The sequence below is a fragment of the Pantoea sp. SGAir0430 genome (assembly GCF_043549295.1).
In genome coordinates this window covers 1,672,624-1,690,826 of record NZ_CP039427.1, presented here as the reverse complement: position 1 = coordinate 1,690,826, position 18,203 = coordinate 1,672,624, and the positions used below count along the sequence as shown (strand labels likewise).

Annotated in this window: 16 protein-coding genes; 12 read left to right on the top strand and 4 right to left on the bottom strand. The window is 61.5% G+C overall.

Annotation, left to right across the window (positions count from 1 at the left end; translation table 11 throughout):
* Window positions 1–46: 46 nt before the first annotated feature.
* Together E7738_RS08150 and E7738_RS08145 are read left to right on the top strand one after the other, a co-directional pair.
* Complete coding sequence (locus E7738_RS08150) at window positions 47–610, top strand: helix-turn-helix domain-containing protein (protein WP_058775322.1); 564 nt, start codon at window positions 47–49, stop codon at window positions 608–610.
* Window positions 607–1,125: a GNAT family N-acetyltransferase gene (locus tag E7738_RS08145; RefSeq protein ID WP_394516278.1), complete on the top strand. Its 519-nt coding sequence runs from the start codon at window positions 607–609 to the stop codon at window positions 1,123–1,125. Before E7738_RS08150 ends, E7738_RS08145 begins: the two co-directional genes overlap by 4 nt.
* A gap of 171 nt (window positions 1,126–1,296) precedes the next feature.
* On the opposite strand, the gene E7738_RS08140 is transcribed toward E7738_RS08145, so the two are convergent.
* Window positions 1,297–2,268, bottom strand: coding sequence for a LysR family transcriptional regulator (locus tag E7738_RS08140; RefSeq protein ID WP_021508451.1), 972 nt, complete (start codon window positions 2,266–2,268; stop codon window positions 1,297–1,299).
* 156 nt (window positions 2,269–2,424) lie between these two features.
* Here E7738_RS08140 and argH point away from each other — a divergent pair, with 156 nt between their 5' ends.
* From argH to E7738_RS08105, 7 genes are read left to right on the top strand one after another with little or no spacing between them, the layout of a single operon-like run.
* A complete protein-coding gene (argH, locus tag E7738_RS08135; RefSeq protein ID WP_058769494.1) occupies window positions 2,425–3,852 on the top strand; it encodes an argininosuccinate lyase in 1,428 nt (475 codons plus the stop codon).
* A gap of 9 nt (window positions 3,853–3,861) precedes the next feature.
* A complete protein-coding gene (locus E7738_RS08130) occupies window positions 3,862–4,740 on the top strand; it encodes an amino acid ABC transporter permease (RefSeq protein ID WP_021508449.1) in 879 nt (292 codons plus the stop codon).
* A 13-nt stretch (window positions 4,741–4,753) separates the two neighbouring features.
* Complete coding sequence (locus E7738_RS08125) at window positions 4,754–5,518, top strand: amino acid ABC transporter ATP-binding protein (protein WP_021508448.1); 765 nt, start codon at window positions 4,754–4,756, stop codon at window positions 5,516–5,518.
* 18 nt (window positions 5,519–5,536) lie between these two features.
* Window positions 5,537–6,358, top strand: coding sequence for an ABC transporter substrate-binding protein (locus tag E7738_RS08120; RefSeq protein ID WP_394516277.1), 822 nt, complete (start codon window positions 5,537–5,539; stop codon window positions 6,356–6,358).
* 11 nt (window positions 6,359–6,369) lie between these two features.
* Window positions 6,370–7,215 (top strand): polysaccharide deacetylase family protein, encoded by an 846-nt coding sequence (locus tag E7738_RS08115; RefSeq protein ID WP_021508446.1) that lies wholly within the window; start codon window positions 6,370–6,372, stop codon window positions 7,213–7,215.
* The gene (locus tag E7738_RS08110) at window positions 7,208–8,095 is read left to right on the top strand and encodes a polysaccharide deacetylase family protein (RefSeq protein ID WP_267410949.1); all 888 of its coding nucleotides are present in this window, start codon (window positions 7,208–7,210) and stop codon (window positions 8,093–8,095) included. The genes E7738_RS08115 and E7738_RS08110 overlap by 8 nt, the downstream gene beginning before the upstream one ends.
* Window positions 8,079–9,440 (top strand): MmgE/PrpD family protein, encoded by a 1,362-nt coding sequence (locus E7738_RS08105; RefSeq protein WP_394516276.1) that lies wholly within the window; start codon window positions 8,079–8,081, stop codon window positions 9,438–9,440. The genes E7738_RS08110 and E7738_RS08105 overlap by 17 nt, the downstream gene beginning before the upstream one ends.
* Before the next feature lie 181 nt (window positions 9,441–9,621).
* On the opposite strand, the gene E7738_RS08100 is transcribed toward E7738_RS08105, so the two are convergent.
* Window positions 9,622–10,707 carry an iron-containing alcohol dehydrogenase family protein gene (locus E7738_RS08100; RefSeq protein WP_394516275.1) on the bottom strand — a complete coding sequence of 362 codons (1,086 nt, stop codon included), beginning with the start codon at window positions 10,705–10,707 and terminating at the stop codon, window positions 9,622–9,624.
* Between the two features lie 128 nt (window positions 10,708–10,835).
* Between E7738_RS08100 and E7738_RS08095 the strand changes: the two genes are divergently transcribed.
* The 3 genes from E7738_RS08095 (at window position 10,836) to ybiB (ending at window position 14,963) form a co-directional block, all read left to right on the top strand.
* The gene (locus E7738_RS08095) at window positions 10,836–11,732 is read left to right on the top strand and encodes a LysR family transcriptional regulator (RefSeq protein ID WP_058780844.1); all 897 of its coding nucleotides are present in this window, start codon (window positions 10,836–10,838) and stop codon (window positions 11,730–11,732) included.
* A gap of 54 nt (window positions 11,733–11,786) precedes the next feature.
* The gene (gene dinG / locus E7738_RS08090) at window positions 11,787–13,922 is read left to right on the top strand and encodes an ATP-dependent DNA helicase DinG (protein WP_394516274.1); all 2,136 of its coding nucleotides are present in this window, start codon (window positions 11,787–11,789) and stop codon (window positions 13,920–13,922) included.
* Window positions 13,923–13,994: 72 nt separating this feature from the next.
* Window positions 13,995–14,963: a DNA-binding protein YbiB gene (ybiB, locus tag E7738_RS08085; protein WP_394516273.1), complete on the top strand. Its 969-nt coding sequence runs from the start codon at window positions 13,995–13,997 to the stop codon at window positions 14,961–14,963.
* 113 nt (window positions 14,964–15,076) lie between these two features.
* Here the strand turns inward: ybiB and E7738_RS08080 are convergent, their stop codons facing one another.
* Complete coding sequence (locus E7738_RS08080; RefSeq protein ID WP_021508439.1) at window positions 15,077–16,234, bottom strand: M20 aminoacylase family protein; 1,158 nt, start codon at window positions 16,232–16,234, stop codon at window positions 15,077–15,079.
* 281 nt (window positions 16,235–16,515) lie between these two features.
* Window positions 16,516–18,201, bottom strand: a complete 1,686-nt coding sequence (gene hutU, locus E7738_RS08075; protein WP_058775328.1) for a urocanate hydratase — start codon at window positions 18,199–18,201, stop codon at window positions 16,516–16,518.
* Window positions 18,202–18,203: the final 2 nt, after the last annotated feature.

The window sequence follows — 18,203 nt, the reverse complement described above, 5'->3', positions numbered from 1 at the left end:
TTTATCTCTTATGTGAGATTTATTTCCCGAAAATGAGAGGTTAAAGATGTCTGCTCTAAATACGGAAGATCGGCTTGCGGCACGTCTGGCGGAATTACGCCTGCAGCGCGGCTGGTCGCTGGATGAACTGGCTCTGGCAACCGGCATTAGCCGGGCATCATTGTCGCGCATTGAGCGCGCCGAGACCAGCCCTACCGCCGCTTTGCTTAATCGCTTGTGCGTGGCCTACGGTTTAACCATGTCGCGACTGCTCAGCGAAGTAGAAGAAGAAGCGGCGCTGCTGCTGAAAGCGGAGCAGCAGCCGGTCTGGCAGGATACGCTCAGCGGCTTCCAGCGGCGCAACGTCTCGCCGCCGGCCAGTCAGTTTAAAGCGGAGCTGGTGGAGGGCGTGCTGCGTCCGGGCGCGCGCATTGATTATGATGCGCCGCCGGTACAGGGGCTGGAACAGCACATCTGGCTGCAGTCGGGCGAGCTGACCATCACCATGGAGACGCAGAGCTGGACGCTACAGGCCGGCGATTGCCTGCGCTTCCACCTCAGCGGACGTTCCTCTTTTCAGGCGCATGCCGAAGGCGGCGCGCGCTACATTCTGGTGGTGTGCAAACCATGATTGAAATCGACTCTCTCAGCGCTACCCAGGCGCAGCCGCTGCTGGCGTCACTGTGTGAGGTGCTGCACGGCTGCGTGGCAGACGGTGCCAGCGTCGGCTTCATTGACGCAGACGATCGCGCAGTGATGGCGCGTTTCTGGCAGGACAAAATTTACAGCCTGGCGAGCGGCGATAACCAGCTGCTGGTGGCCTGGCAAGCGGGCGAGATAGTGGCCACGGTGATGCTGGGCTTCAGCAGTATGCCCAACGGCCGCCATCGCGCGGAGATCAGCAAGCTGCTGGTGCATCCGCGTGCGCGTCGTCAGGGCATTGCGCGCCGTCTGATGTTACGTGCCGAGCAGCTGGCGCAGCAGCTGGGAAAAACGCTGCTGGTGCTGGATACGCGCAGCGGCGATGTTGCCAGCGCGCTCTATCTGTCGCTCGGCTGGCAGGTGGCGGGTTCCATTCCGTACTATGCCGAATCCACGGCCGGCGAGCTGGATGCTACCACGGTGATGTATAAGCGGCTGACGTAAGCGTTCTGGTTGCTGTTACCGGACGCCGCGTTTCGTTTCCCTTGTCCACAGGCTGCCTCTCCCTTGTCCGCAGGCTGCGTCCCCCTCTCCCGGTGGGAGAGGACCGGGGTGAGGGCATCAGCGTACACTTTCCCATCCCTTGCCAGCAGAAACCTGGTCACACGCACCAAATCAGTGCGCCGCCGCCGCATCGCTCAACCCCAGCGCCTGCATAAACAGCCGGATGATCGGATTTATTTTCCGGCCTTTCTTCATCACCAGACAAAATGCCGTTTCGCGCCGCAGCGTGTCATCGCCCAGCTCACACAGTTGTCCGCGGGCAATAAACGGAGCGGCATAATGTTCCGGTAAATACCCAATAAAGTGACCGGTTAAAATCAGCATGGCTACCGATTCCACCTGCACCGCCTGCACACCGCTCTCCTGCACCGGAATCAGGCGGCGTTCATCGCGTGGGGTAACATATAAATGATTAATAATTTTCTGCTGACGTAATACATCCACCGAAATATTTTTATCGCAAGATCCGCAATAGAGAGGATGTGACGCAGCGCAATATAATTTTGCGTATTCTTTATAAAGTTCGAAGTAATCAAACTCATTTTTCATTTCATACACGGGCGCAATGCCGCAATGAAAACGCCCTTCGCTTATGCCGCGTTCAATATCATCCAGCTGTGCGGTCTGCAGACGAATCTGCACCTTTGGCGCTTTCTGGTGCAACTGTTGCACCGCACTGGTAACCGGCGAGTGTGGATCGCTAATGGTGTTATCCACCACGCAAATCGCGATGTCGCCCAGCAGCTCGTTGCGACTATTGTGCAGCCGCTCGCGAAACAGGTTGAGCGATACGAACAGCTCCAGCGTGGCCTGATAAACATTGATGCCGTACTGCGTCAGCTCAAAACCTTCACGGCCGCGGCTGCACAGCGTCATGCCCAGCCGGATCTCCAGGTCAGAAACCTGTTTACTGATCGCCGCCAGGCCAATATTTAATTCGTGACTGGCGGCGGTTAATCCGCCGGCTTCCACCACGCATTTAAATACCCGCAGCAATTTTAAGTCGATATTACTCAGCGCCAGAACCGCATTATCGCCGCGATTATTCGCATTGTTTCCAGACTGGGAAACTTTACTTTCCATTTTTGCTATTCAACTCCGGAATAATTGCGGTGAAAGTACAGTGAATCTGAAATACCACCTATTTGCCAGCGTGGCAATAAAATAAGTTTTTATTATCGCTGCCGGCTGAATCCAAACTTTTTCATATTGCTGCGGCTGATTTGTGAGGGAAATAGCATGTCTGAGAATGCCGAACTGTTATGGGGCGCACGTTTTAAAGCGGCTCCGGCAGCCAGTTTAACCGCGCTGTCGCGTAGCCCGGATTATTACTTTGCGCTGGCGCCGTACGACCTCGCCGGTTGCCGCGCCCATGCGCGCGAGCTGGCGCGTGCCGGGCTATTGAGCGCTGACGAGCTGGATACCATGCTGGCGGCGATTGACGCGCTGGACGCCGATTATCGCGCTGGCCAGCTGCAGCCGATTGCCGCCGATGAAGACGTGCATACCTTCATCGAACGCGCGCTGACAGAACGCCTCGGCGCGCTGGGCGGCAAGCTGCGTGCCGGCCGTTCACGCAACGATCAGACCGTCAACGATCTGCGTCTCTACCTGCGGGATAACGGCCGCAAGCTGGTGAGTGCGCTGTTGCAGCTGCAGCAGGCGCTGGTGACGCAGGCCGCGCAACACACCGACAGCGTCGCGCCCGGCTTCACCCATCTGCAACAGGCGCAGCCGATTGTGTTTGGCCATCAGCTGCTGGCGCATGCCCAATCCTTCGCGCGTGACATCGAGCGTATGCAGGACTGGGATCGCCGCAGCGCGCGCTGTCCGCTGGGCGCGGCGGCGATGGCCGGTTCGGCGATTGCGCGTCAGCCACAGCTGGCCGCTGCCGATCTCGCTTATCTGGCGCCGTGTGAAAACTCGATCGATGCGGTCGCCAGCCGCGACTACGCCGCGGAATTCCTGTTCGTCACCAGCATGATTGGCATCAACCTGTCCCGGCTGTGTGAAGAGGTGTGCCTGTGGGCGTCACGGCAGTTCCGCTGGGTGGAGCTGCACGACAGTTACGCCACCGGCAGTTCGATCATGCCGCAGAAGAAAAATCCGGACATTGCCGAGCTGACGCGCGGCCGCAGCGGCCGGCTGGTCGGTAACCTGATGGCGCTGCTGACCACCATGAAAGCCATGCCGCTCTCTTACAACCGAGATCTCAGCGACGACAAACGTAACGTGATTGATGCGGTCGACACGCTGCTGATGGTGCTGCCTGCCATGGCCGGCATGATGGCGACGCTGAAATTCAATACTGAGGTGATGCGCGAGCAGGCGCCGGATGGCTTTACGCTGGCGACCGAAGTGGCCGACTGGCTGGCAATGCGCGGCGTGCCGTTCCGCGAGGCGCACGAGATTACCGGTCAGCTGGTGCAGCTGTGTGAACGCGAAAACTGCGGCCTGGCCGATCTCAGCGATGCGCAGCTGCACGGCGTCGATACACGGCTCACGCCCGAGGTGCGTCAGGCATTAACGCTGGAAGCGGCGCTGGCAGCCCGCAGCGGCTACGGCGGCACCGCACCGGCACGGGTGCGCGAGCAGCTGGCCCGTCTGCAAACCCTGATGCAGGACCAGCAGCGCTGGGCCGATGATTACGCCGGACCGCGCGCCTGAGGAGAGCCTATGTCACACACCACACCGGTTGAACCGTCGGTCAACAATGGCCGCGTCCAGCCCCATTACGATCTCGATCGCTATCAGGTGGTGCCGCGCCGCTATTATGGCCGCATCACCGCATCGGCAGTGATCCTCGTGCTGCTGGCGCTGCTGGTTAACGCCTTTGCGCACGGCAATATTGAGTGGTCGTTCGTCGGCCAGTTCTTCACCGCGCAGGCGATCCTTAACGGCGTGGTTAACACGCTGATTATGTCGGTGCTGGCGATGGCGCTGGGCATCCTGTTTGGCGTCATCACCGCCATCATGTACATGTCGCCCAATCCGGTGCTGCACTATATCGCGGTGGGCTATGCGTGGATCTTTCGCGGCACGCCGCTGATTCTGCAACTGCTGCTGTGGTTCAACCTGGCGCTGGTGTTTCCCACCATCAGCATTCCCGGTCTGTTCAGCGTGCAAACCGTCACGGTGATGACGCCGTTTCTCGCCGCACTGCTCGGCCTGAGCATCAATCAGGGCGCGTACACCTCAGAAGTGGTGCGCGCCGGGCTGTTATCGGTGGATACCGGACAATATGAAGCCGCCAAAGCCATCGGCATGCCGCGTTTGCAGGCGCTGCAGCGCATCATTCTGCCGCAGGCGATGCGGGTGATTCTGCCGCCGGTCGGCAATGAGTTCATCAGCATGATCAAAACCACCAGTCTGGCCAGCATGATTCAGTACTCCGAGCTGCTGTACAACGCGCAAACCATCTACTTCGCCAACGCGCGCGTGATGGAGCTGCTGTTTGTGGCGGGCATCTGGTACCTGATTATCGTGACGCTGCTGTCGTTCGGGCAGAGCCAGCTGGAACGCTACTTCTCACGCGGCCATCGTCGTCGCCAGTAACCGGGAGTGAGAGATGAGAAACATCGTGCGCGCCGTCAAGGTGAACAAATATTTCGATCAGTTCCACGCGCTGAAGGACGTCAGCCTGGAAGTGAACTACGGCGAGGTGATGTGCATTCTCGGCCCGTCGGGTTCCGGTAAAAGTACCTTTCTGCGCTGTATCAACCAGCTGGAGAAAGTGGATCAGGGCGGCATCTGGGTCGACAACGAGCTGGCGGGCTATCGCATTGCCGGCAACAAGCTGCATCCGCTGAGTGACAAACAGATTGCGCGCCAGCGGCTGCAGACCGGCATGGTATTTCAGCGCTTCAACCTGTTTCCGCACAAGACCGCGCTGGAGAACATCATTGAGGGGCCGTGTCGCGTGCTGCTGCGCCCGAAACGCGAGGCCAGCGAAGAGGCGATGGCGCTGCTGGATCGCGTCGGACTGGCGCACAAAGCGCACGACTATCCGCAGTCACTCTCCGGCGGTCAGCAGCAGCGCGTGGCGATTGCCCGCGCGCTGGCGATGAAACCCAAACTGATGCTGTTTGATGAACCGACCTCGGCGCTCGATCCGGAGATGGTCGGTGAAGTGCTGGCGGTGATGCGCCAGCTGGCAAAAGAAGGTACCACCATGCTGGTGGTGACCCACGAAATGGGCTTTGCGCGTGAGGTCGCCAACCAGGTGGTGTTTATGGATGAGGGACGCATTATTGAGCAGGGCGCACCGGAAGAGATTCTGCTGAACCCGCAAAACCCACGGATGAAAAACTTTATCAACGCGATTCTTCTTTAACGTGACCGGGGTGAATAAATGAAAAAGCTGTTATTGAGTGCCATCAGTGCCGCGCTGCTGCTGCAATCCTCTGCCTGGGCGGAGATTGCCGTACCGGCCAGTATCAAAGAGAAAGGGCTGACCGTCGCCATCATGCCAAACTACCCGCCGATGGATTTTAAAGATCCGGCCACCAATCAGCTGAGCGGCGTCGATTATGAGCTGGGCCAGGCAATTGGCGAGAAGCTGGGCGTGAAGGTTAACTGGCAGGAGATCGCGTTTGAACAGATGGTCAACGCGGTGGTGACCAAACGCGTCGATCTGGTGATGTCCGGCATGACCGACACCAAAGAGCGGCAGAAGGTGGTTAACTTTATCGACTACTTCAAAACCGGTCCGCAGTTTTACACCCTGGCGGCGCGCAGCGACATCAACAGCGCCACCGATCTGTGCGGCAAAAAAGTAGGCACCAGCCGCCGCACCACCTTCCCGCAGGAGATTGCCACCTGGTCAAAAGCGCACTGCGAAGCGGCCGGTAAACCTGCGATTATCGTGGTGGGCGCGGAAGGTACCGCCGATGCGCGCACGCAGCTGCGTCAGCGTCGTCTGGATGGCGCGGTACAGGGCAGCGAAACCCTGCCGTACATCATGAACCTGGAAAAAGGCACCTTTAAGCCGCTGGATAAAGCCTTCTCCTTCCAGTTCACCGGCATGGCGCTGGGTAAAGATGCCGGTGAGCTGACCACGGCGATTCAGGCAGCCATTAATGCCATGATTGCCGATGGCAGCTACCAGAAAATCCTCAGCAAATGGGGCCTGAGCGACAACGGCATTGCCGAAGCCACGGTGAATCAGGGCTAAGGAGCGGGCGTATGCAACAACCGGGCGCAGTGCGCTGGCCGCAGGGCAAGCGTGGCTGTATGGCGCTGGCGTTTGATCTTGATGGTCCCACTGGCGATGCCATGCTCAATGGCAGCCTGTGGTCAACACCAGAGTATTTCACCTTTGGCGCCTACGGGCCGTTTCGCGCGCTCGGTCGGCTGCTGGATCTGCTGCGCGCTTTCCAACTGCCGGCCACGTTTTTTGTGCCGGCGTGGGTGGTGGAGCAGTGGCCGCGGCAGTGCCAGGCGATTATCGAACAGGGTCACGAAGTGGCCTATCACGGTTATCGCCACGAATCGTTCTGGGCGATTACGCCAGATGAACAGCGCGCCGTGATGGCGCGCTCTGCCGCCATCTTTCAGCAACATCTTGGTATCCGCGCCTGCGGTTTCCGCACCCCTTCTGGCGACTGGCACGCCGAAACGCCGCAGATTCTGCGGGAAGCCGGGGTGATTTACTCCAGCAGCATGCGTGGTGACGATCGGCCCTACAGCATTGCCGTCGCCGGGCATACGCCGCTGGTGGAGATTCCCGGCAAATGGGAGATGGATGATTACGCCTCGCTGGCCTACACGCGCCAGCCGGATTTTCCGCAGGGCGGCGACCGCATCGCCAGCTACGCGCACACCGGTGACAACTGGCAGCGCGAATTTGACGGCGCGATGGCGGAAGGATTGTGCCTGACCACGCTGTTCCACCCGAAAATTTCCGGGCAGCCCGGCCGTTTGCTGTTGCTGGAGCAGCTGTTTGCCCACATGACGGCGCGCGACGATGTGTGGTTTGCGCGCTGTGATGCGGTGGCCGCGTGGTATTTGCAGGAGCAGCAACATGACTGAACATTCACGCTGGCCGTCGGGCAAACAATCGGCGGCCATCATTACCATCGACTATCACGATATTCACGGCATCCTGACGCAGGCCCCTGCGGTCGCCGGGCGCGATAAAACCCTGTCGGTGTGGCGCTATGGCACGCTGCGCGGCGTTGATCGCCTGCTGGATCTGCTGGCGGAGAAACAGCTGCTGGCCAGCTGGTGCTTACCGGCCATCGTCGCCGAAGAGCAGCCGCAGGTGCTGCAGCGTATTGTCGCCGCCGGGCATGAGATCGCCTGCAGCGGTGAGCGACACGAAGACTTCTCTGCGCTGACGCTGGCGCAGCAGATTACCAGCGTAACGCGCGGCTGCGAGCGGCTGGCGCAGCTGACCGGCCAGCCGATTGCAGGGTTTCGCACGCCGGCCGGCCAGTGGAAACCGGGCCTTGCTGCGGCGCTGGCAACGCACGGCATCCGCTGGTCCTCCAGCTGGCGCGGTGATGATTTACCCTATTTTCACCCCGGCACCCGGCTGGTGGAGCTGCCCATGCACTACACGCTGGAGGATGCGCCCTATTTTGCCTTCAACCTCAGCCCGGCGATTCCGCCCGGACAGTCGCGCATCGCGCCCTATGGCGAAACGCTGGCTAACCTGACGCAGGATTTCCACGGTTTTCACCGTTTCGGCCTGTGCTACCTGCTGCGGCTGCACCCGGAAATTATCGGCACCGCCGGGCGCATTGGCCTGCTGCGTCAGCTGCTGGAGACGCTGCAGCAGCATGAGGTGTGGATCGCTACTGCCGGCCAGGTGGCCGCGCACTGGCAGACGCAGCCGGATAACGATGCCGATCATCCGGCAGAGGTGTTTGCCCGGGTCAGCGGAGGCGAACATGGACACCACGCTTGATCGGCTGGCGGATTTCATCGCGGCCACCCGCTTTGCCCAGCTGCCGGAACCGCTGGTAGCGCAGGCGAAGCGCCATCTGCTGGATACGCTCGGCGCGGCGCTGGCGGGCTGTGACAGCCCGATCTGGCGCGAATGCCGGGCGCTGGTGGCCGAAGAGGGCGGCAGCGCCGTGGCGCAACTGTGGGGGTGCGCACAGCAAGCTTCCCCGCGCCAGGCGGCGTGGCTCAACGGCGTGGCGGCGCACATGTATGAACTGGACGACACCGGCGGCTGCGATCACTCCGGTGCCGTGGTGTTACCGGCGCTGCTGGCGGCACTGCCGCTGGCGACGCAGCCGGTCGACGGACGGGCATTTCTCACCGCGATGGTCGTCGGTTATGACATCGGCCGTCGCGTGCTGGAAGCCTGCGGGGGGTATGCGGCGCACAACGGTGCGGGCTGGCACTCAACTGCCAGCTGTGGCGTTTTTGGCGCGGCGGCCGCCGTCAGTTGTTTGCTGCGGCTACCGGCCGCGCAGTGTGCCTCGGCGCTGGGCATCGCTGCCAGCTTCAGTGGCGGTCTGTGGGGCTTTATTCATGATGGCTCGCACACCAAAAAGCTGCACGCGGCGCGCGCGGCGGAAGGGGGCGTACAGGCGGCGCTGCTGGCACAGCGCGGCATCAGCGGACCGGCAGCGGTATTTGAGGCGCGCTGGGGCGGCTTTCTGCAAACGCTGGCCGGTGAAACGCAACAGCCCGCCGCGCTCACGGCCCAACTGGGCGAGGTGTGGAAACTGGCGCGCTGTTCCATCAAGCCGTACGCCGCCTGTCGCGGTACGCATGCGGCGATCGATGCGCTGGGTCTGCTGCTTGAGCAGCATGCGGTGGCGACCGGGGATATTGCACGCATTGTGGTTGGGCTCAATCCGTTCCTGCTGGAGATGTGCGGCACGCGTGAGCTCACCAGCCTCGCCGCCGCGCAAATGAGCCTGCCGTATGCGCTGACGGCGCGTGCGCTGTTCGGCTCTGCGGAGCTGGCGAGTTATGACGACAGCCGTCGCCTGAGTGCGGAAGCTGCCGCGCTGATGGCGCGTATTGAGCTGGAGATTGACCACCAGCAGGGGCGCGATGATGAGCCGTGGGTTCGGCTGGAGACGGTGCAGGGCCAGCAGTGGCAGCAGCACGTCGCGGTGCCGTCCGGATCGCCGGCAAATCCGCTGAGCGACGCGGCGCTGCGCGCCAAATACCGTAGCCTCGCCGCGCGCGTCTTGCCGGCGGCACAGGTGCAGCAGCTGGAAACGCTGTGTCTGACGCTGGATAACGTGGCGGATGTGCGGCAAGTCGCGGCGTTGCTGGCGACCCGGTAACAGTGGGGCGCCAGTCATGGCGTAATGCCGATCGGTCAGGCCAGCGCGACCTGATGATGACGGTGCGCATAAATGCGCACCCTACAAAAGCGCGCGCTGGCCCGTAGGGTCGCCGTTTACGGTGACCTTGGATTTGCCGTTTACGGTGACCTGGGATTTACCACATCCATTGCGACCGCAATCAAACCCGTTCCGCCAGCCCTTCAATCCGCGCCATCGCCGCCCGCAACCGCGCTTCGTTGACCGGTTCGGCCATGTTGGCCATATCCGGCGCGTGGACAGACTCACGTATAATCAACGCCAGCTCGCTCTCATCCAGCGCGGCAATCTCGGCCAGCGTCAACGGTACGCCGCAGTCGCGCGCCAGGCGCATCTCATCCACCAGCTCTTCGTCGCTGCGATCCTCCAGCGCCAGCAGGCACAAATTGCCGTAACCCACCAGCAGGCCGTGACCAAACTCGCGCGTTTTGTCGCAGAAGGTAAAGCCTTCGTAAATGGCATGCGCAGCGGCGGCGTGGGCGCCATTGCTCATCAGCGAGGTCAGACCGGCCCAGGTAAAAATCGCGTCCAGCACCTGATCGAGCGAAGTGCCGCTCTCACCGCGCAGCACCGCTGCGTAAGCCGCCGGACCGTGCTCCGCGATCACCTCATAGCAGATCTGGCTGTGCGCCAGCGATGACAGCGCATTGCCGGTGCGCGCCGGATGGCGCGTGCTTACCGCGCGGAACTCATACCATTTAGCCAGCGTATCGCCGAGGCCCGCGGCCAGCCAGCGGGCAGGGGCGGCTGCCAGCAACTCACTGTCGATGAGCACTGCCGCCGGCGCCTGTGGCAGCGGGAAAATATCAAAGAAGTTGCCGTTATCGTCGTAGCGAATGGTCAGCGGGGTCACCGCAGCGCAGGTGGCGGCAATCGTCGGGACGGTTATCACCGGCAGCCCGAGCTGTGCGCCCACCGCTTTAACCGTGTCCAGCGCCTTGCCGCCGCCCGCACCGATCAGCACCTCTGCCTGTTGTTCAATCGCTAACGCCGCCAGCCGTTCGATATGGTTAAGCGAGGTTTCGCCACCAAACCACACCGGTGCCAGCAGCGTGACGCCAGCGGCGTCGAGTTGCAGCTTCACCTGCGTCGCCACCGCCTGCATCGCGCGCTGGCCGCCAATCAGCAGTACGCGCTGGCCCAGCCCGGCGCAGATGGCCCCCAACTGGTTAATCACACCCGCACCACGCAGCACGCGCGCCGGGAACAGCAAATTTTGTTGTGACATAGCGAAAGCTCTCTTTTTCAGGGAATGACTGCATCATCGCCAAAGCGGCTTGCAGAAAAAATCCCTGTCAGCCGATAATCACTTCAGCGATTCGTTAACTATTGTCAGCAATCCCTGAAGGAAGTGCGGTGCCAACCTTACCCAATCTGAAACTGCTGCAGGTGTTCGCCAGCGTGGTGGAAAACCAGGGCTATTCGCGTGCGCAGCAGGCGCTGAACATGACCACACCGGCCATCAGCGCCTACATGAGTGAACTGGAAAGTCAGCTGGGCTTTATCCTGTGCCAGCGCGGGCGCGCGGGCTTTGCGCTGACCAGCAAAGGTGAACAGTTCTATGCCTATACCCGGGAAATGCTGGCGACCCTGAGCGGTTGGCAGTCGCAGGTGGAGACGCTGAAAAGTGCGCAGGGCGGCACGTTTGCGCTCGGCGTGGTCGACGCCACCGTCACCGACAGCACGCTGGACCTGCCGGCGGTTATCGCCCGTTTTAACCAGCGCTTTCCGGCGGTGTTTCTCACCCTCAGCGTGTGCGAGCCCAACGAACTGCAGCAGCAGGTGCTGGAAGATCGGCTCGACCTGGCCATCGGGCACTTTCCGCTGCGCGCCAGCAATCTGGTGACGCTGCCGCTGTACGAGGAGCAGCAGTGGCTGTACTGCAGTCCGCAACATGCGCTGGCGCAGGGCGATGCGGATGTGCGTCGCGTGCAGCAGACCGGCATGGTAACGCGGCGCTACTGGAACCAGCAGGAGCTCAACAAGCGCGGTTTCCGCCACAGCACCGCCTCGGTGGAGAGCATTGAAGCGCAGCTGACGCTGATTCTCTCCGGGCGCTATATTGGCTTTTTGCCCGAGCATTACGCGCGCAGTCGCGAGCAGCAGGGCCAGTTGCTGCGCCTGCTGCCCCACCATTTTCACTTTCGCGCGCCGTTTTCGTTCGCCTTCCGGCGCGGCCGCGCGCGCGAGCCGCTGATCCGCGCGATGCGCGAAATTCTGAATCCAGCGCGAAAAACTGAGCGCGAAAGCTGACGCTGCGGCAATACTGTGTAAAAATACAGGCCGGTTTAACCAACAGTATTCACTATGGCCCTGACAGCAGCGATAAAAAGCCAGATTGCGCAATGGTATAAGGCGCTGCAGCAGCAGGTTCCTGACTTTATCCCGCGCGCGCCGCAGCGCCAGATGATCGCCGAAGTGGCGAAGAGTCTGGCCGGTGACGAGGGTCGCCATCTGGCCATTGAGGCGCCCACCGGCGTCGGCAAAACCCTGTCCTACCTGATTCCCGGCATTGCGGTCAGCCGCGCCGAAGAGAAACGTTTAGTCATCAGCACCGCTAACGTGGCGCTGCAGGATCAGATCTTCAGCAAAGATCTGCCGCTATTAAAGAAAATTATTCCGGACCTCACCTTCACCGCGGCTTTTGGCCGCGGGCGCTATGTCTGTCCGCGCAACCTGACCGCGCTGGCAGCCACGGACGATCAGCAGGGCGATCTGCTGCTGTATCTCGACGAACAGGCGTTGACCGGTTCGAAAGAGGAGCAGAAATTCTGCGCGCGGCTGGAGAAAGACCTCAGCAGCTATAAGTGGGATGGCCTGCGCGATCACAGCGACGTGGCGATTGACGACAGCCTGTGGCAGCGCCTTTCCACTGATAAAGCGAACTGCCTGGCACACCACTGTCGCTGGTATCGCGAATGCCCGTTCTTTGTGGCGCGACGCGAAATCGAGCAGGCCGATGTGGTAGTGGCGAACCATGCGCTGGTGATGGCGGCAATGGAGAATGAGTCGGTGCTGCCGCCGGCCAAACACCTGATGCTGGTGCTGGATGAAGGGCATCACCTGCCGGAAGTGGCGCGGGATGCGCTGGAGATGAGCGCGGAGATCACGCCGGGCTGGAGCAGCCTGCAGCTCGATCTGTTTGTGCGGCTGGTGGAGACCATCATGGCGCAGTTCCGGCCGAAATCCCCGCCGCCGCTGAGCAATCCCGAGCGTCTGAAAGGACACTGTGATGAGATGCGCGAGCAGCTGCAGACGCTGTGCAACGCGCTCAATCCTCTGCTGCCGCGCGACAATCAGCCAGGCGAGTTTCGCTTTGTGCTCGGTGAGCTGCCGCCAGAACTGCTGACCCTGTGCGCGCGGCTGTTTAAGCTGAGTGATGCGCTGCGTGGCCTGAGCGAAGGGCTGCTCAACGAGCTGGGCGAACAGACCGGCAAGGCCGATATCATGCGGCTGCACAAAGCCATCCTGCAGCTCAATCGCCACTTCGGCTGGTTTGAATCCATCAGCAAACTGTGGCGGCTGGCGGCGATGGAAAAAGCGTCCAACGCGCCGGTGTCGAAATGGGTGACGCGTGAAATTCGCGACGGCCAGGCGCATCTGCTGTTTCACTGCGCCGGGATTCGCGTCAGCGACCAGCTGGAAAAGCTGCTGTGGCGCAAAATCCCGCACGTGGTGGTGACCTCGGCTACGCTGCGTTCGCTGAACAGCTTTAATCGCCTGCAGGAGATGTCCGGCCTGAACCAAAAGGCCGGCGACCGCTTTGTGGCACTCGACTCGCCGTTTAATCATGTCGATCAGGGCAAGCTGATCATCCCGCAAATGCGCTATGAGCCGCTGCTGGCCAGTGAAGCGGAGCACATTGCTGAGATGGCGCGCTTCTTCCGCCAGCAAATGCAGGCGCAGCAGCACAAAGGCGTGCTGGTGCTGTTTGCCAGCGGGCGTGCGATGCAGCAGTTTGTCAGCCTGGTGCCGGAGCTGCGTCTGTCGATGCTGGTGCAGGGCGATCAGCCGCGTTCACGGCTGGTGGAGCTTCACCGGCAACGGGTGACCGCCGGACAAAGCAGCATTCTGGTTGGCCTGCAATCTTTTGCCGAAGGGCTCGATTTGAAAGGCGATCTGTTGTCGCAGGTGCACATCCATAAAATTGCTTTTCCGCCGGTAGACAGTCCGGTAATTTTGACCGAAGGGGAGTGGCTGAAGAGCCTCAAACGCTACCCGTTTGAAGTACAAAGTTTACCCAGCGCGTCGTTTACGCTGATCCAGCAGGTCGGGCGTCTGATCCGCAGCCATCAGTGTTTTGGCGAAATCATCATTTACGATCGCCGGCTGATCAGCAAAGCCTACGGCAGCCGCCTGCTGGCCGCGCTGCCGGTGTTTCCGATTGAACAACCGCCGGTGCCGGAAGCGGACAAACCGGCGAAGCGCAGCAAGAAATCCTGAGTATGCGGCAACAGCCGGATGCACGATTGTTGGCCGCCGGGTGACGGCGCGCCCTGGAAGCGGGAAAGCCTGATGGAACTGAATAAGATCATTAAAGAGATTGGCCGCGGCAAGAATCATGCACGCGATATCGACTTTGACACTGCCGTGGCGCTTTACAGCGCGATGCTGGCGGACGAGGTGCCGGATCTCGAACTGGGTGGCGTGCTGATTGCGCTGCGCATCAAAGGCGAAGGGGAAGCGGAGATGCGCGGTTTCTACCACGCGATGCAGCAGCGCATGATGCGGCTGCAGGCCCCGGCACAGCGTCCGATGCCCATCGTCATCCCCAGCTATAACGGCGCGCGTCGCCAGGGCAACCTGACGCCGCTGCTGGCGCTACTGCTGGTGAAGCTCGGTTTTCCGGTGTTGCTGCACGGCGTCAGCGACGACCCAACCCGCGTAACCAGCGAAGCGGTGCTGGCGGCGCTGGATATTGCGCCGGTGACCAGCGCGCAACAGGCGCAGGCGAAACTCGACGCTGGCGAGCTGGCGTTCATCACCATCGATAATTTATGTGCGCCAATGGCTAAACAGCTGGCGCTGCGCTGGCGCATGGGCGTGCGCAACAGCGCGCACACGCTGGCCAAGCTGGCGACGCCGTTTGCCGAACGCGCCGCGTTGCGGCTGGCGAGCGTATCGCATCCGGAATATGTGCCGCGCGTGGGTAAATTCTTCCAGGATATCGATGCACCGGCCATTCTGCTGAACGGCACTGAAGGTGAGGTCTATGCCAATCCGCAGCGCTGCCCGGCGATTAATTATATTCGCGGTGCCGGCGCAGAAGCGGAAGTGTGGGTCGAGCGGCAGCCGGAGGTCGCGCTGGCGCTGGCCGAGAGCAAAAGCGCCCAGGATACCGCAGCGTGGATCCGTCAGGTGCTGGCCGGTGAACGCGCGGTGCCGCAGGCGCTGCGCCTGCAGCTGGCGTGCTGTCTGGTGGCGACCGGCGAAGCCGCAACGATGGCCGATGCCGAAACGCGGTTACAGCAGACGGGAATTTAACCGGGCTGCCCGGCTGGCCATGCACGAAAAACCTGGGCGGTGACGGCGGTCACCGCAGCGGTTGCGCAGGGGGGCACGCCTGCGCCGCTGAAATGGCTTACTGAGCAGCGCCATCAGCGTTTAATCAGTACGCTCTCCACCAGTTGCTGCCAGAAGGTAATACCAATCGGCAGCAGCGCATCGTTGAAATCATAATTCGCATTGTGCAGCGGCGCTGAAGGCGTGGCACCGTCAGCGCCGAGCCAGAAATAGGCGCCGGGACAGGCTTCCAGCATGCAGGCAAAATCTTCAGACGCCATTGACGGGTTAACCTGCCAGTGCACCTGCTGTTCACCCAGCAGCTGGCACGCCACGTCACGCACCTGCTCCGCCGGGGCGACATGGTTGGCGGTAACCGGATAACCGGGATACCAGTGAATCTCGCCGCTGACGCCAAACGGGCGCGGCAGGGTGGTGACAAAATCTTCAATCAGACCGCGCACGCGATTGCGCACGTCGGTCTGCAGACATCGCACCGTACCGCGCAGCGTGATCTGCTCCGGAATGACGTTGATAGCTTCGCCACCGTGAATCTGGGTGACGCTGACCACCGCCGACGCCAGCGGTGACAGGCGGCGCGACGGGATGGTTTGCAGCGCCAGAATCAGCTCGGCGGCGACCACCATCGGGTCGGCACCGCTTTCCGGCATCGCCGCATGGCAGCTTTTGCCGTGCAGCGTAATCTCAAACGAATCCAGCGATGCCATCATCGCGCCCGGATTCACCGCCAGCGATCCCACCGGTAATCCCGGCCAGTTGTGCATCGCGTACACGGCATCCATCGGGAAGCGCTGAAACAGACCTTCCTCCACCATTTTGCGCGCACCACCGAGATTCTCTTCGGCCGGCTGAAACAGGAAATGTACCGTACCTTTGAAATTACGCGTGGCGGCCAGCTGACAGGCTGCGGCCAGCAGTATCGCGGTGTGGCCATCGTGACCGCAGGCGTGCATCACGCCAGGCCGGCTCGATTTCCACTGCGGCTCGCCTTTTTCGGTGATCGGCAGGGCATCCATATCGGCGCGCAGCCCGATGACCGGACCGGGACCGTTTTCCAGCGTGCCGATCACGCCGGTGCCGGCGAGACCGCGAAACACCTGCAGTCCGGCATCGGTCAGTACCTGGGCTACCAGCTCGCTGGTCTGCTGCTCCTGGTAACCCAGTTCAGGGTGTTGATGTAACTGACGACGCCAGGTGAGGGCGTTTTCCAGCAGGACAGCAGGCAGGCTCATAAGGTAAGGCTCCATCAGCAGCGTCAGCTGCGCAATCTCCGACGCGGGAAGTTAAGTGTCCACTGTAGTGGTAAGCGTGGGGGGCGTCTATCGTGGAAAGGAATAATTTGGCTATAGGCTATAGCAGATTGGCATAAGGGGCAGGGGGGCAAGGTCGGCATAAATGCCGACCCTACACAATGCACTCTTTTGGAACAATGTTACGGCTTAACAGGCCAACACGACGTTATTGTTTAGCCGGGGTAACATCCCGTAGGGTGCGCATTGATGCGCACCTGGAACTACTTCAGCATCGGCAAATTGAGACCGTGCTGCTCTGCGCAGGACTGCGCCAGCTCGTAGCCCGCATCGGCATGACGCATCACGCCGGTGGCCGGGTCGTTCCACAGCACGCGACCAAGACGCGCATCTGCTTCAGCCGTACCGTCACAGACGATCACCACCCCGGAGTGCTGCGAGAAGCCCATACCGACGCCGCCGCCGTGGTGCAGGCTCACCCAGGTGGCTCCGCCGGCGGTGTTCAGCAGCGCGTTCAGCAGCGGCCAGTCCGACACCGCATCTGACCCATCCTTCATCGCCTCGGTTTCACGGTTAGGTGACGCCACCGAGCCGCAGTCGAGGTGGTCACGACCGATCACGATTGGCGCTTTCAGCTCGCCGTTGCGCACCATCTCATTGAATGCCAGCGCGGCTTTATGACGCTCGCCCAGCCCCAGCCAGCAAATACGCGCCGGCAGGCCCTGGAAGGCGATGCGCTCCTGCGCCATATCCAGCCAGCGGTGCAGGTTTTTGTGATCCGGGAACAGCTCTTTCAGTTTGGCGTCGGTTTTATAGATATCTTCCGCATCGCCCGAGAGCGCCACCCAGCGGAACGGGCCTTTACCCTCGCAGAACAGCGGACGAATATACGCCGGCACGAAGCCCGGGAAGTCAAAGGCGTTTTTCACCCCTTCATCCAGCGCTACCTGACGAATATTGTTGCCGTAATCCACGGTCGGCACACCCATGTGGTGGAAGTCGAGCATCGCCTGTACGTGCTGCGCCATGGAAGCGCGTGCCGCTTTCTCTACCGCTTTCGGATTGCTGACGCGCTCGGCTTCCCAGCGCGCCACGTCCCAGCCCACCGGCAGATAGCCGTTGATCGGGTCGTGCGCGGAGGTCTGATCGGTCACGATGTCAGGCTTCATGCCGCCCGCTTTCGCGCGCTGCACCAGTTCCGGGACCAGCTCGGCCGCGTTGCCCAGCAGGCCCACGGAGATCGCCTGGCCGGCTTCGGTGGCGTCTTTGATCAGCGCCAGCGCCTCATCCAGGCTGTAGGCTTTATGGTCGAGGTAGCGGGTGCGCAGACGGAAATCGATGCGCGACTCCTGGCACTCAATCGCCAGCACGCAGGCACCGGCCAGCACGCCCGCCAGCGGCTGCGCGCCGCCCATGCCGCCCAGACCGGCGGTGAGGATCCAGCGGCCGGTCAGGTCACTGTTGTAGTGCTGGCGACCGGCTTCGGCGAAGGTTTCAAAGGTACCCTGCACGATGCCCTGTGCGCCGATATAGATCCATGAACCGGCGGTCATCTGGCCATACATCATCAGCCCGGCCTTATCCAGTTCGTGGAAGTGATCCCACGTTGCCCAGTGCGGCACCAGGTTGGAGTTGGCCAGCAGTACGCGCGGCGCATCGGCATGGGTGCGGAACACACCGACCGGCTTGCCGGACTGAATCAGCAGCGTCTCTTCCGGCTGCAGCGCACGCAGCGAGCGCAGAATCTGCTCAAAGCACGCCCAGTTGCGCGCGGCTTTGCCGATTCCGCCATACACCACCAGATCCTCCGGGCGTTCGGCCACGTCAGGATCGAGGTTGTTCTGAATCATGCGATATGCCGCTTCAATCAGCCAGTTGGCGCAGTGCAGTTCATTACCGCGCGGCGCACGGATTTCACGGGCAACAGCCTGAGTCAAAGTTTCGCTCATCA

Coding starts and splice junctions, on each gene's coding strand:
- hutU (WP_058775328.1), bottom strand. CDS start 18,201: ATGAGCGAAACTTTGACTCAGGCTGTTGCCCGTGAAATCCGTGCGCCG.
- E7738_RS08105 (WP_394516276.1), top strand. CDS start 8,079: ATGGACACCACGCTTGATCGGCTGGCGGATTTCATCGCGGCCACCCGC.
- E7738_RS08150 (WP_058775322.1), top strand. CDS start 47: ATGTCTGCTCTAAATACGGAAGATCGGCTTGCGGCACGTCTGGCGGAA.
- E7738_RS08140 (WP_021508451.1), bottom strand. CDS start 2,268: ATGGAAAGTAAAGTTTCCCAGTCTGGAAACAATGCGAATAATCGCGGC.
- ybiB (WP_394516273.1), top strand. CDS start 13,995: ATGGAACTGAATAAGATCATTAAAGAGATTGGCCGCGGCAAGAATCAT.
- E7738_RS08145 (WP_394516278.1), top strand. CDS start 607: ATGATTGAAATCGACTCTCTCAGCGCTACCCAGGCGCAGCCGCTGCTG.
- argH (WP_058769494.1), top strand. CDS start 2,425: ATGTCTGAGAATGCCGAACTGTTATGGGGCGCACGTTTTAAAGCGGCT.
- E7738_RS08115 (WP_021508446.1), top strand. CDS start 6,370: ATGCAACAACCGGGCGCAGTGCGCTGGCCGCAGGGCAAGCGTGGCTGT.
- E7738_RS08130 (WP_021508449.1), top strand. CDS start 3,862: ATGTCACACACCACACCGGTTGAACCGTCGGTCAACAATGGCCGCGTC.
- E7738_RS08110 (WP_267410949.1), top strand. CDS start 7,208: ATGACTGAACATTCACGCTGGCCGTCGGGCAAACAATCGGCGGCCATC.
- E7738_RS08125 (WP_021508448.1), top strand. CDS start 4,754: ATGAGAAACATCGTGCGCGCCGTCAAGGTGAACAAATATTTCGATCAG.
- E7738_RS08120 (WP_394516277.1), top strand. CDS start 5,537: ATGAAAAAGCTGTTATTGAGTGCCATCAGTGCCGCGCTGCTGCTGCAA.
- dinG (WP_394516274.1), top strand. CDS start 11,787: ATGGCCCTGACAGCAGCGATAAAAAGCCAGATTGCGCAATGGTATAAG.
- E7738_RS08100 (WP_394516275.1), bottom strand. CDS start 10,707: ATGTCACAACAAAATTTGCTGTTCCCGGCGCGCGTGCTGCGTGGTGCG.
- E7738_RS08080 (WP_021508439.1), bottom strand. CDS start 16,234: ATGAGCCTGCCTGCTGTCCTGCTGGAAAACGCCCTCACCTGGCGTCGT.